The organism is Mycobacterium sp. E2699 (genome assembly GCF_001666745.1).
In the GTDB taxonomy this organism is placed as follows: domain Bacteria; phylum Actinomycetota; class Actinomycetes; order Mycobacteriales; family Mycobacteriaceae; genus Mycobacterium.
The window spans coordinates 225,438-238,224 of sequence record NZ_LZJH01000077.1 but is presented as its reverse complement, the minus strand read 5'-3'; the positions used below and the strand labels follow the sequence as shown (position 1 = coordinate 238,224).

Annotated in this window: 9 protein-coding genes and 1 pseudogene; 2 read left to right on the top strand and 8 right to left on the bottom strand. The window is 68.1% G+C overall.

The genetic code is table 11. From position 1 onward, the window contains the following. Positions 1-10: 10 nt before the first annotated feature. Both A5696_RS28875 and A5696_RS12960 read right to left on the bottom strand, forming a co-directional pair. Positions 11-1,927 (bottom strand): serine/threonine-protein kinase, encoded by a 1,917-nt coding sequence (locus A5696_RS28875; RefSeq protein WP_067878882.1) that lies wholly within the window; start codon positions 1,925-1,927, stop codon positions 11-13. Between the two features lie 251 nt (positions 1,928-2,178). After that, positions 2,179-4,356, bottom strand: coding sequence for a glutamine synthetase III (locus A5696_RS12960; RefSeq protein ID WP_067878881.1), 2,178 nt, complete (start codon positions 4,354-4,356; stop codon positions 2,179-2,181). Between the two features lie 230 nt (positions 4,357-4,586). Here A5696_RS12960 and A5696_RS28345 point away from each other — a divergent pair. Continuing rightward, positions 4,587-5,271, top strand: a pseudogene (locus tag A5696_RS28345) (DUF2293 domain-containing protein); the annotation flags it as partial. On the opposite strand, the gene A5696_RS12950 reads toward A5696_RS28345, so the two are convergent. From A5696_RS12950 to A5696_RS12925, 6 genes are all read right to left on the bottom strand, one after another. Then, positions 5,268-5,666, bottom strand: a complete 399-nt coding sequence (locus A5696_RS12950) for a type II toxin-antitoxin system VapC family toxin (RefSeq protein ID WP_067878879.1) — start codon at positions 5,664-5,666, stop codon at positions 5,268-5,270. The pseudogene A5696_RS28345 and the gene A5696_RS12950 sit on opposite strands and share 4 nt — an antisense overlap. After that, complete coding sequence (locus tag A5696_RS12945) at positions 5,666-5,920, bottom strand: type II toxin-antitoxin system VapB family antitoxin (RefSeq protein ID WP_067878858.1); 255 nt, start codon at positions 5,918-5,920, stop codon at positions 5,666-5,668. Before A5696_RS12945 ends, A5696_RS12950 begins: the two co-directional genes overlap by 1 nt. A gap of 22 nt (positions 5,921-5,942) precedes the next feature. Next, positions 5,943-6,449: a hypothetical protein gene (locus A5696_RS12940; RefSeq protein ID WP_156738368.1), complete on the bottom strand. Its 507-nt coding sequence runs from the start codon at positions 6,447-6,449 to the stop codon at positions 5,943-5,945. Positions 6,450-6,511: 62 nt separating this feature from the next. After that, positions 6,512-8,014, bottom strand: a complete 1,503-nt coding sequence (locus A5696_RS12935) for an MFS transporter (protein ID WP_067878852.1) — start codon at positions 8,012-8,014, stop codon at positions 6,512-6,514. A gap of 54 nt (positions 8,015-8,068) precedes the next feature. Next, positions 8,069-9,859 carry an N-acetylglutaminylglutamine synthetase gene (gene ngg, locus A5696_RS12930; protein ID WP_067878849.1) on the bottom strand — a complete coding sequence of 597 codons (1,791 nt, stop codon included), beginning with the start codon at positions 9,857-9,859 and terminating at the stop codon, positions 8,069-8,071. Next, positions 9,856-11,661: an N-acetylglutaminylglutamine amidotransferase gene (locus A5696_RS12925; RefSeq protein ID WP_067878846.1), complete on the bottom strand. Its 1,806-nt coding sequence runs from the start codon at positions 11,659-11,661 to the stop codon at positions 9,856-9,858. The genes ngg and A5696_RS12925 overlap by 4 nt, the downstream gene beginning before the upstream one ends. Before the next feature lie 217 nt (positions 11,662-11,878). Here A5696_RS12925 and A5696_RS12920 point away from each other — a divergent pair, with 217 nt between their 5' ends. Continuing rightward, positions 11,879-12,784, top strand: coding sequence for a phosphatidate cytidylyltransferase (locus tag A5696_RS12920; RefSeq protein WP_067878843.1), 906 nt, complete (start codon positions 11,879-11,881; stop codon positions 12,782-12,784). Positions 12,785-12,787 lie beyond the last annotated feature (3 nt).

Here is a 12,787-nt window from a genome sequence, read left to right as displayed (position 1 = left end):
CCGGGCCCGCCTAATCGCCGGTGCGCGCGAACTTCACGTCGATGTCGGTGCTTTTACAAGGCGACGGTGGCCCCGTCACGTCCTCGTGGCCGCGGCCGCTGATCAACGTGATCGGGTCCTCCGGCGGTTGCGGCAAGGGAAAATGCGCCACGATCCTGGTGTGTTCCACGGCAGCGCCCCTGGTGCAGGGCATGTCGAACTCGCGGTCGTAAGTCCAAGCGCCGCCGTCGAATACCAGCGCCATCGCCGACAGGGGTGGTTTGTGGAAGAAGCTCATGCACCGGTCGCCGGTGCGCAGGCAGTCCGTGCGGACCGCAAAGTCGTTCTGCTCCCGGTAGCCGTTCGGCTGGGTGCCCGTCTCCCGGTAATGGCCGTGCACCCCCGCGGCCGGCGACACCACCCGCGGCGGCAGGGTGTTGGGGTCGGCCACGCTCTTGACGTCGACGTCTCCGGTGCGGGTGAAGGTCACGTTCCGTTTGTTGGCGCAACCTTTGGCCATCATCTCGGTGGCCTCGCCGGCGAGCGTGCCGTCGGGACGCGGTTGCAGCGTGAACGTTTCCCAGATTTCGCCCTCGGCGTTGTTGCACGTGCTCGATCCCGCGGTCACCGACACCCAACTCCCGTCGACCTGGTCGAGCACGATCGTCGGCACCTGCATCGTTTCGCCGGTGAGACGTGTCGCGGTTGCCACGCACCCGGTGGGGCGGCATGCCGAGCTCACCCCCCACGTCTCGGTCGTCGGCGCGGCACCCGGCGGCGGCATCCCCTCGATGCTGGTGATCCGCGCAAAGTCGGCCCGGTACACGCCCGTGAAGGGACCGGTGTTGGGCGGCGGGGGCTTGGGTGTCGGCGCCGCGGTGGACGCCGCGGCGTTCGCCGGCTCATGCGACCGGGTGAGCCGGTCCCCCGCCAGGACGCCGCCCGCGATCAGCAGCGCGACGCCCGCGACGGCCGGGACCAGAACGGCGGGGCGCCGGCCCCACCGTTTCTTCGGCGGCAGCGGCACCGTGGGCGCGGCGACGCCGAACGAAGGCTGGGTGGTTTCGCTGTCCGGACGGGGCGGAATCTGACCGGCGTACGCGTAGCCCGGGCTCGCCTGACCGCCCAGCAGGGCGGCGAACTCCCCGCAGCTGCCGAACCGGCGCGCGGGCTCCTTGGCCATCGCGGTGGCGAACACCGGATCGAGGGCGGCCAGTTCGGGCCGCCGCGCTGCGAGGGAGGGCGGTGGGGCGTTGACGTGCTGGCTGATCACCACGGCGGGATTGGAGTCGAGGTACGGCGCCGCGCCGGTCAGCAGGTGAAAGGCCGTGCACGCCAACGCGTATTGGTCGGCGCGCCCGTCGATCGGCTCGCCCTTGAGTTGCTCGGGCGCCGCGTAGGCCGCCGTGCCCACCGTCATGTTGGTGGCCGTCAGGCCCGTCGCGTCCTCGATGCGCCGCGCGATGCCGAAGTCGGCCAGAAAGACCCGCCGCCCTTGCGCGTCGGTATCGGTCAGCAAGATGTTGGCCGGCTTGACGTCGCGGTGCAGCAGCCCCCGATGGTGCGCGTAGTCCAGCGCCGAGGCGACGGCGGTGATGATCGACACCACCTCATCGAGCGGCATTCCGCCGGGGTGGTTTTCGCGCTGCAGCCGGCCTGCGTCGGTGCCGGGCACATAGGCCATCGAGATCCAGAAGTGCCCGTCCTCTTCACCGCGGTCGTGAACCCGGACGATATGCGGATGCGACAACCCCGCCGCAAGGTCGGCCTCGCGCAGGAAGCGAGCCCGGAACTCCGGGTCAACGGTCAGTTCCGGCGGCAATACCTTGAGCGCGTCCTCGCGCGGCAGCCTCGGGTGCGCCGCCAGATACACCTGGCCCATGCCGCCCGAGCCGAGCAGCCGCCGGATCGTGTATCCGGCGAACACCTGGCCGACCTCCAGCGACATGGCGACATCGTACGGCCTGTCATTCGGGCTTTTCGGCACTTCAGATCCTTTCCGCCCGACGAGCGATTGCCCGTCAGCGGAAAGGTTGCGGCACAGGACTTGTCAGATCTTGGTGAAGTCCTTGCGGAATTCTTGCGCTTCCGCGATGCGGATCGCCGGGCGTGGGGGCCGCGGATCACCACCGCTCGCGCGGCCGACCCCCACGCCCGACGAAGTCTGTTCGTCCCTCAGAAGGATTCGGACGAAGTCGCTTAAAGGATGTAGAGCATCTCCTGGTAGGTGGGTAGCGGCCATAGATCGTCGGCGACAACATTTTCCAGCGCGTCGGCGGCCGCGCGCACCGCGTCCATCGCCGGCAGCAGCGCGCGCTGTGCATGTTCGGCCTCTTCGAGAGCCGACGATGCCGAGTGATCCGCCAGCGCCGACTTCAGCGTCACCAGCGCCCCGGACAGATCGGCAAGCGGAGCCGAAACCCCTTCCAGGGCAGCCGTGCTCGCCTCCACACCGGCCTTCTTCAAGGCCGCGACGTTCTGCGCGAGCTCCGTCTGGTACCGGATCGCGGCCGGCAGGATGACCGTCGTCCCGATCTCGAGCGCCAGCTTTGCTTCGACCGCGATGGTCAGTGCGTACTGTTCCAAGCGGACCTCGTAACGGCTGTGCAGCTCGCGTTCGTTGAACACACCGTATTTCTCGAAGAGTTCGACCGATTCGGGCTTGATCAGCTCGGGGATCGCGTCCAGCGTGGTCTTGAGGTTGGGCAGTCCCCGCTCGGCGGCCTCGATCTGCCACTTCTCCGAATACCCGTCGCCGTTGTACACGACGTCGCCGTGCTCGGTGATGACGTCGGTGAGCAGTTTCTGCACCGCCGTGTCGAAGTCCTCGCCGTCGGCGACGGCCTGCTCCAAGATCGTGGCCATATAGTCGAACGAGTCGGCCATGATCGTGTTGAGGACGATCATCGGCACGGCTACGGTCTGCCCGGAGCCCGGGGCCCGGAACTCAAACCTGTTGCCCGTGAACGCAAATGGGCTGGTGCGGTTGCGGTCGCCGGCATCGGTGGGCAGCGGGGGCAGGGTGTCGACGCCAATGATCATGGTGCCCTTGCCCTTCGACGACGTGGCGGCGCCCTTGGCGATCTGCTCGAACACGTCGGCGAGCTGTTCGCCGAGGAAGATCGAGATGATCGCGGGCGGTGCCTCGTTCGCGCCCAACCGGTGGTCGTTGGTGGCGGACGCGACCGACACCCGCAGCAGCCCGGCGAACTTGTGCACCGCGCGGATCACGGCGGCGCAGAACACCAGGAATTGGGCATTTTCGTGCGGGGTGTCGCCCGGGACCAGCAACGAGCCCAGCTCGGAGTTGCCCACCGAGAAGTTGACGTGTTTACCCGAGCCGTTGACGCCGGCGAAGGGCTTCTCGTGGAACAGGCATTCCATGCCGTGCTTCTTGGCGATGGTCTTGAAGACCGTCATGAGCAGCTGCTGGTGGTCCGAGGCAATGTTGGCCCGTTCGAACATCGGCGCCACCTCGAACTGACCCGGCGCCACCTCGTTGTGCCGTGTCTTCGCGGGAATCCCGAGTTTGAACAGTTCGCGCTCGGTGTCCATCATGAAGCCCAGCACGCGCTCGGGCACCGCCCCGAAGTAGTGGTCGTCGAACTCCTGGCCTTTGGGCGGCTTCGCGCCGAACACCGTGCGACCGGCGTTGACCAGGTCCGGCCGGGCCAAAAAGAAGTGCCGGTCGACCAGGAAGTACTCCTGCTCCGGGCCGCAGAACGACACGACCTTGTTGAGCTCCTGGTGGCCGAACAACTTCAGGATGCGTTCGGCGTGGATTCCCATCGCCTGCTGGCTGCGCAACAGCGGGGTCTTGTAGTCCAGCGCCTCGCCGGTCATCGAGACGAAAACCGTGGGGATGCACAGCGTGTTGCCGTTCGGGTTCTCCAGGATGTACGCCGGGCTGGTGACGTCCCAGCCGGTGTAACCCCGCGCCTCGAAGGTGCTGCGCAGCCCACCCGAGGGGAAGCTGGAGGCGTCGGGCTCGCCCTGGATGAGGGTCTTGCCGGCGAACTCGGCCAGCGTCTGCCCGTCCGAGATGGGTTCCAGGAAGCTGTCGTGCTTTTCGGCCGTCAGGCCGGTCATGGGGTAGAACACGTGGGCGTAGTGGGTGGCGCCTTTCTCCAGCGCCCAGTCCTTCATTGCCACCGCTACGGTGTCGGCGACCGCGGTGTCGAGCTTGGCGCCCTTCTCGATGGTCGCCACGACCGACTTGTATACCGATTTGGGCAGCCGCGCTTGCATTTCCGCCTTGGTGAAGACGTTCGACCCGAAGATCTCACCCGGGGGTTCGCCGGGCACGAAGCTGATGGCCGGGGGGACATACGCCTCGACGTTGTTGATCGCCTGCAGGCGGACGGCGTTTCCGCTCAATTGAATTCCTATCGCTGAGGGGGGCCCGCGATTTCCGTTCCGGAAAGCGGACCGCCCCACAGTAGGAACGTTCGATGGCGAATCTGTTACGCCGATGTCAACCCTGGGTCCGCAATGATTGCGATCGTGAGACGCACGACCGGGTCCAGCGCCCCGCGGCCGAGCGCTATCGTGATGCGCGTGCGCCGGCGAAGGCGGCAGCCGAATGCGAGAAGCCTGTGACCGAACCGCGTAACCGCTCGCCGAACCTGATCGTCGTGTCAGCGGTGAATAACTGGACGTGCGCGTCGTGCGGGGGCACGGGCGGCTTCTTGCGGATGGAAGACGGCGGTCCGCTATGCATGGACTGCGCCGATCTCGGGCACCATGTCTTCTTGCAGTCTGGAGATGCGGCTCTGACCCAGGCGGGCCAAGAGACTGAGCGGGCTGTCGGCAGTCGTTGTGCGCTGGAGCCGAGCGCGCCACCGCTACGAACGGCAGGGGATTCTGGCGGAGGCGGACGCGATCGAACGCGCCGAACAAGAGTGTCTATCGGATGCCGAAGCCCGCTCACGCCGCCAGGAGCGGGATCAGGCGCGGCGCGCATCCGAGGATGTCCAGTTCCAAGCGGAATTCGCCGCCGTCATCCGTGACCTGTTTCCTTACTGTCCGGCTGGGCGGGCGGATGACATAGCGCGATACGCGGCGATGCGCGGTAGCGGCCGGATCGGACGCAGCGCGGCCGGGCGGGCGCTCGACCCGGATGCCGTTGACCTCGCGGTTGCGGCATCGGTCCGGCATCTCGACACAAACTATGACGAACTGCTGATGTCAGGTGTCAACCGGGCGGCCGCGCGAGATCGGGTTCGCCAATGCGTCGACGATGTGTTGAAAGTCTGGCGAAAAGGCATGCCAGCGCACGAGTCGGCCTATTAACGATCCGTGAGAACCACGCCGATGTCGGTGTGCGCGAAGTCGTCTCCCTTGAAGAGGAGGGGCTCGCCGCTGACCTTGGCGAGGGCGTAGGAGAAGCAATCGCCATAGTTCAGGCCCGCGCGATGGCGCCCCTTGCCATACTTGCGGTAGGCAACGCGGGCGGCGTCGGCTTGAACGGAGTTGAGGTCGACAAGGTCGACTGCGGCACGATGGAGCCACAGATCCAACTCACGACCGCCCGGTTCACCGAATCTTGTTTCGATCACGATTGCCGTCTCCACGTACGATGCCGTCGACATCAGCCGGACGGGATCTCCCTCCACCGCCGCCTCGAACAGTTCTGCCTCTGCCTCATCGCTGAGCATCGCGACCAACGCGGATGTGTCGAGCACCATCAGGCCGGCAACCCACGCTTGTCGTAGCCGAGAATGTCCTCGGCGGGCCTGGTGTCGAGCACCGGCAACGCCGCGCAACGGCGCCGAATCGCAGCCAGCTCTTCGCGCAACGGGATGGACCTGCTGTGCCCCGCGACACGGGTGAGTCGTTCCCGCAACGCAACCACCACTGCTTCGGTCAATGTCTCGCCCGTCCGCGCCGCGAGCTCCCTGGCAAGCCGATCCGCCTCTTGATCTTTGATGCTCAACGCCATGATCTCGATTCTAGACCGAATTCTATATTCTGGGCGACCCCCGAGGGCTTACGTACGGCGGCGAAGCGCCCGACCGCTTCGCGTGGACAATCAACCGCCGCAGCGGGATTGGCGGCCATGACCGGCCGAAAGGCGGGCCCTGCAGCCGCGCGATCCGCAACGTACCTGCGATCAGCACCGCCGCAAGCGGCAACTCCCCCAGCCCCGCGGTCAGGGCCGATACCATCAAGTCGCCACGTCTGGCCGTTAGCACGTCGAACCAGGCGTCGCACACGAGCAGAACTCCCGTCGCGAAGGCGAACAGCGTGAGCAGGGGGTGCTGCAGGAAGCCGAGTACCGCGGTGGCGATCATGAAGGCCAGCAGCAGAACGTCGAAGCCGACCCAGGTCAGTTGCCAATGCTGAGCCGGGTAGCTCTGCGGCAGCGTCAACGCCAGAAAGATGGTCCACGGGATCAGTGCGATCGCGGCGCACAGCGCCAGCCATTCGCGCAGCCGACGGATCTGAACCAGGCGCCGGGATCGCATCACCGTGCAATTCAACCAATCGCCGTGCCGCCATGCTCGCCGGGCGTCGGCGGCGGTGGCGACGTCTACCCTGCGTCGTCCGGGGCGTCCGCCGGTTGTTCCTCGTCGTCCTCGCGCTGGGCGTCGGCCACGGTGAGGGGCAATGCCAGCTCTTCCAGCGGGCGTCGTTCGGCCGCGACGCCGAGCCAGAGCTCGATCAGGCCGGCGACGGCCATCACCGCCGCACCGATGAGGAACGACCAGACCACCTCGCCGCGCTGTCCGGAGTTGATCAACTGGCCGAACAGCAGGGGGCCGGTGATGCCGCCGATCGCCGTCCCGACCGCGTAGAAGAACGCGATCGCCAGCGCCCGGGTCTCCATCGGGAAGATCTCGCTGACGGTCAAATAGGCCGCGCTCGCCCCCGCCGAGGCCAGGAAGAACGCCACCGCGAGCACGGCGATGAACGTCCAGGCGCCGCCGGTCCCCGTCACGAACAGCACCGCCAGGATGACGGCCACGACGGCCGATCCGAGGTAGGTCGCGGTGATCATCGGCTTGCGGCCGACGGTGTCGAACAGGTGCCCGAGCGCCAGCGGGCCGACGAAATTGCTGAGCGCCCAGAGGATGAAGAACAGCGGCACCTTGGCGGACGGCACGCCGTAGAAGCCACTCAGCAGCGTGCCGAGGTTGAACGTGACCCCGTTGTAGAGGAACGCCTGCCCGGTGAACAACGCCAGCCCCAGCACCGCCCGCCGCGGATACAGGGTGAACGCCACCCTGGCAATCTCCCGGAACGAAATCGTCTCGCGCTGACGCACTTTGAGCGGACGACCGGCCGGCTGCGGCAGCGGCTTGACGGTGTCCCGCTGCACCTCCTGCTCGATTTCGCCGACGACGCGCTCGGCTTCTTCGGCGCGGCCGTGGATGAACAGCCACCGGGGGCTTTCCGGAACGTTGCGCCGGACGAGCAAGACGAAGATGCCGAAGATCGCGCCGACGCCGAACGCGAGCCGCCAGCCGATGTTGGCCGGGAAGTTCGAGGTGTCCAGCAGGACTAGCGCGCCGGCCGCGCCCGCGGCCGAACCGAGCCAGTAGGTGCCGTTGATGATCAGGTCCACGCGACCGCGCACGCGGGCGGGGATCAACTCGTCGATCGCCGAGTTGATCGCGGCGTATTCGCCACCGATGCCGGAGCCGGTGAAGAAGCGGGCAACGAAGAAATACCAAGGCGCAAAGGCGAATGCGGTCGCGACGGTGGCGATCAGGTACACCGCGAGGGTCAGGATGAACAGGTTGCGCCGGCCGAAGCGGTCCGTCAGGTGGCCGAAGAACAGCGCACCCAGGCAGGCCCCGCCGATGTAGAAGGCGGCGGCCATCCCGATCTGCGCCGGGGTGAGTCCGAGGCCGCTGCCCTTCTCGGTGAGGCGGGACGACACGTTGCCGACCATGGTGACCTCGAGCCCGTCGAGGATCCAGACCCCACCGAGACCGATGACGACGCGCCAGTGAAACTTCGACCAGGGCAGCCGGTCCAGCCGTGCCGGCACATGGGTGGTGATGGTTCCGGTTTGCACGCCCGCGCTCATCTGACTCCTATCTGGGTGAGCACAGAATTACCCACCCACGCGGTACGGCAAGCCTCAATCCCGGTCCGGGCGCGACTCCTCGGGGGTCCAGGCCGGTGGCTGGCCGGGCTGACCCGGGAAAAGGTAGTCGATGAAAGCCGCGGCGGTGGGTTGGGGTTCGTGGTTGGCCAGCCCGGGTCGCTCGTTGGCTTCGATGAAGGCGTACTCGGCGCCGGTCACGTCGGGGACGAGCAGGTCGATGCCCGTCACCGGGATGCCGATCGCCTCGGCCGCGGCCACCGCCACGCGACACAGTTCCTGGTTGACCACCGCGGTGACGTCGTGAATGGTGCCGCCCTGGTGCAGGTTCGCGGTGCGCCGGACGCGGAGCCGGGTTCCCTGGGGCAGCACGTCATCCAGCGTCCAGCCGGCCTCGGCGACCGTCGCCTCGGTGAGATCGTCGATCGGGATCTTGGACTCGCCACCGGTGGCCGCGGAACGCCGCCGGCTTTCGGCGGCGATCAGGTCCCGGATGCTGTGCTCCCCCGTGCCGATGATCTCGGGCGGCAACCGCAGCGCGGCGGCCACCACCCGGCCGTCGATCACCACGAGCCGAAGGTCGTCGCCGGCCACCCGCTCCTCGATCAACACCTCCGGGTAGTGCTGCCGCGCCCGCGCGACGGCCGCGGCCAGCTCGTCGGGCCCCTTTTCGGCGGGTATGCCCACGGTGATGCCCTTGCCCTGCTCCCCGCGGGTCGGTTTGACGACGACCTCCCCGACCTCCTGCAGGAATGCGTAGTCGCCATCGTCGAAGGTGGCCAGGCGGGCGCGCGGGACGGTGATGCCCGCCTCGGAGACCAGCCGGCGCGTCAAACGCTTGTCGTCGCAACGGCACATCGCGACCGCCGAGGTGAACTCGGACAGCGATTCGCGGGTGATCACGCTGCGACCGCCGTGGGTGAGCCGCATCTCCCCGGTCTCGGCGTCGAGGACCTCGACCCAGATCCCACGGCGCATCGCCTCGTCGGCGATGATCCGGGCGTAGGGGTTGAGATCCTCGACCGTTTCCGGCGGTGACGTGAACAAGGGCTCGTTGATCGCGTTCTTCCGCTTGATCGCCAGCACCGGAACGCGGACGAAGCCCAGCTTTTCGTAGAGGCCGATGGCAGCGGCGTTGTCGTGCGCCACCGACAGATCCATGTAGGCGCGGCCGGCGCGGCGGAAGTGGTCGGCCAGCGCCCGGGTCAGCGCCTCGCCCACCCCGGGCAGCGCCGCGGCGGGATCGACGGCCAGGGTCCACAAACTCGACCCTTCCTCCGGATCGGAGAAGAGCAACTCGTGGTCGACGCCGGTCACCGTGCCCACCACCGCGCCGTCGTCGTCGCGCACGGCGACCAGGTACGTCACTGCCTCCGCGTGCAGATGGTTGTCCCAGATCGTCTCGACCGGCGCCGGCACCATGCCGCAGCGCACAAAAACCCGGTTCATCGCGTCGGCGTCGGCCGGGTCGTTGAGGGTGCGCACCGTGACGCCGATCGGCGTCGGCACCGACTCTTCATCGTCCGGGTGGAAGCGCAGTCGATAGGTGTGGCTGGGGTCGATGAACAGCTCGGTCGGCGCACCGGCGACCACCACATGGGACTCGCGCGCGTAGATGCAGATGTCGCGCCGGCCCGGCACCTCCCGCCGCAGCGTCTCGGCCAGGGTGTCCGCATCCGCGAAGGTCTGGCCGAAAATGAGCCTGCCCCAACCCATTTCGAGCTCGACGTCCTTGGCCATCGCGTCGACCAGCTCGGGCGGCGACGCGTCGTGCAGGCCCATGGTGATGGCCTCGGTGTGGTCGTCGGAGGGGTCGACGGCGGTCACGCGGCCTGCCCGGTCACGCCGTGACGCTGCAACCACAGCTCCAGCAGGGCGATCTGCCAGAGCTCGTTGCCGCGCAGGGGGGTGAGCTTGCCGTTCGGGTCCGCCAGCAGGGCGTCGACGGCTTCGGCGTTGAACAGCCCGCGCTCCTTGGCCACCGGCGCGTAGAGGGCGTCGCGAACCAGATCGAGGTAAGGCCCCTCGAGGTGGGTCAGCGCGGGCACCGGGAAGTAGCCCTTGGGCCGGTCGATGACCTCCGCGGGAATCACCCGTCGCGCAGCCTGTTTCAGCACGCCCTTGCCCTCGTGGGCGATCTTCAACTCCGGCGGGCAGCTCGCCGCCAGCTCGACCAGCTCGTGGTCGAGGAAGGGCACCCGCCCCTCCAGCCCCCAGGCCATCGTCATGTTGTCCACCCGCTTCACCGGGTCGTCGACGAGCATCACCGTGGTGTCCAGCCGAAGCGCGCGGTCGATGCCCGTTTCGGCGCCGGCGCGCGCGAAGTGCTCGGCCACGAAGCGCCGGCTGGGGTCGCCGTCGGCGAAGTACGCCGGACCGACCAGGCCCGCCAGCTCCGCCGAATCGCGATCGAAGAAGGCGCCGCGGTACTCGGCGACTGCCCCCTGCAGCGTCGCGGCCGCCGGGGAACCCATCGGCGGGTACCAGTGGTAGCCGGCGAACACCTCGTCGGCGCCCTGGCCCGACTGCACCACCTTGACGTGCCGCGCGACCTCCTGGCTGAGCAGGTAGAAGGCCACGCAGTCGTGGCTGACCATCGGCTCGCTCATCGCGCCGATCGCGCCGTCGAGGGCGGGCAGCATCCGGTCGGTGCCGATGCGGATCTGGTGGTGGTCGGTGTCGAAGCGTTCGGCGATGATGTCCGACCATTGGAACTCGTCACCCCGCACGCCACCGGCCGACTCGAAGCCGATGGAGAAGGTCGACAGCCCGTGCTGACCGGCCTCGGCGAGCAGCCCGACGATCAGGCTGGAGTCGACGCCGCCGGAGAGCAGGCAGCCGACCGGCACGTCGGCGACGAGCCGGCGCTCGACCGCGACCCGCAGTGCGGACAGCACCGCGTCCTCCCAGTCGCGCTCGGACCAGTCGGCGCGGTCGTCTCGCCGGGTGAAGTCGGGCGTCCAGTAGGTGGTGGTGGCGCGCCTGCCGTCGGGCTCGATGGCGACGAGCGAGCCGGGCGGGACCTTGCGCACCCCGCGCAGGATCGTCAGCGGCGCCGGCACCACGGAGTGGAACGTCATGTAGTGGTGCAGCGCGACCGGGTCGATCCGGGTGTCCACGCCGCCGCCGGCCAGCAGGGCCGGCAGGGCTGAGGCGAACCGGACCCGCTGCGCGTCCTCGGTGAGGTACAGCGGTTTGATGCCGAGCCGGTCGCGCCCCAGCAGCACCCGGCCGCTGTCCCGTTCGACGATGGCGAAGGCGAACATCCCGTGCAGGTGGCTGACGAAGTCGTCGCCCCAGCGGTGATAGGCCTTCACCAGGACCTCGGTGTCGCTGTGCGAGAAAAACCGGTAGCCGTGCCCGGTGAGCTCGCGCCGCAGCTCCTTGTAGTTGTAGATGCAGCCGTTCCACGCGATCGTCAGGCCGAGTTCCGCGTCGACCATCGGCTGGGCGCCGGCTTCGGTCAGGTCGATGATTTTGAGGCGGCGATGGCCGAGGGCGGCCCGGCCCTGTGACCAGGCCCCCGCCGCGTCCGGGCCCCTGGGCGCCATCACGGCGGCCATCGCCGATACCGCCGCTAGATCGGGGACCCGGCCGTCGAGTCGAACCTCACCGGTGAGTCCACACACTCCTTTGACCCTACCGGGACGCGTTCTGGGTCGTACAGTGCGGCCGCGGCGATGGGTAGCCAACGCCGACCCGGTTCTGCCGTTTTCGTTTCCCGGATAGGGCCGCACCGCTTATCGTTTCCTGGACCACAGTTTGCTGGGAGGCTGATGTGGACGGGACGCCGTTCGGCCGGTACCGCTCGACCGCTCCGCTCCACCGACACGCCTGGCCGCGCTGATGCTCACCGGCGACTCGCTGCGGATCCTGCAATGGGATCGGCGGATGCCGCTCAACTTCGACCTCGGTCCGCTGCACGTGCACCTGTACGCGCGATCGGTGTTCTTCATGTGGGTCACCGTGGTGATCCTGCTGGTCGCCGGCGTCGCGGTGTTCGCGTCGCGCAGGCGGGAGCTGATCCGGCGTTGGACGACGTGGGTGATGATCGCCCCGGTGGTCGGCATCCCGATCTGGATCGGCCGGGGAACCACCGCCGCGCTGGCCGCCGCGCTGGCCGTGGTGGCGGTGTTCGAGTATGCGCGGCTGGTCAAGCTCGGCAAGGTCGACACCTATCTGCTGCTGGGCCTGGCGGTGCTGTATCCGCTCGCGGCGTGGCTGCACCCGCCGCTGCTGCGCCTGGCGCCGATCGTCGTGCTGGCGTGCGCCCTGCCGTCGGTGTTCGGCGGCGACGTCGAGAACGGCAGCAGGCGCACCACGTTCACCGCGTTCGGTTCGGTGTGGATCTGCTGGTCTCTGGCGCACCTGGTGACGCTGTGGTCGGACGCCTACCTGGTGTGCTTCGCGGCGGCGGCCACCGACGTCGCGGCCTGGTGCGGCGGCAAGGGGCTGCGGTTCTTCGGGTGGGCCCGAAAGCCCTTGTCCCCCTTGAGCCCGAACAAGACGGTCGGCGGCCTGGTCGGCGCGGTCGTCGGTGCGTTTCTCGTGTTGATGCTGCTGGGAACGGTCACCGTCGGACTGTGGGTCGCGGTGGCGTTCGGCGGCGTGCTCGGGGACCTGGTCGAGTCGATGGTCAAGCGGCAGGCCCAGGTCAAAGACGCGGGCACGTGGTTGCCCGGCTTCGGCGGCCTGCTCGACCGGATCGACTCGTTACTGCTGGTTCTCCCGCTGGCGTATCTGCTGGCTTAGCGA

Coding starts and splice junctions, on each gene's coding strand:
- A5696_RS28875 (WP_067878882.1), bottom strand. CDS start 1,927: ATGTCGCTGGAGGTCGGCCAGGTGTTCGCCGGATACACGATCCGGCGG.
- A5696_RS12920 (WP_067878843.1), top strand. CDS start 11,879: ATGCTCACCGGCGACTCGCTGCGGATCCTGCAATGGGATCGGCGGATG.
- A5696_RS12945 (WP_067878858.1), bottom strand. CDS start 5,920: ATGGCGTTGAGCATCAAAGATCAAGAGGCGGATCGGCTTGCCAGGGAG.
- A5696_RS12950 (WP_067878879.1), bottom strand. CDS start 5,666: ATGGTGCTCGACACATCCGCGTTGGTCGCGATGCTCAGCGATGAGGCA.
- A5696_RS12935 (WP_067878852.1), bottom strand. CDS start 8,014: ATGAGCGCGGGCGTGCAAACCGGAACCATCACCACCCATGTGCCGGCA.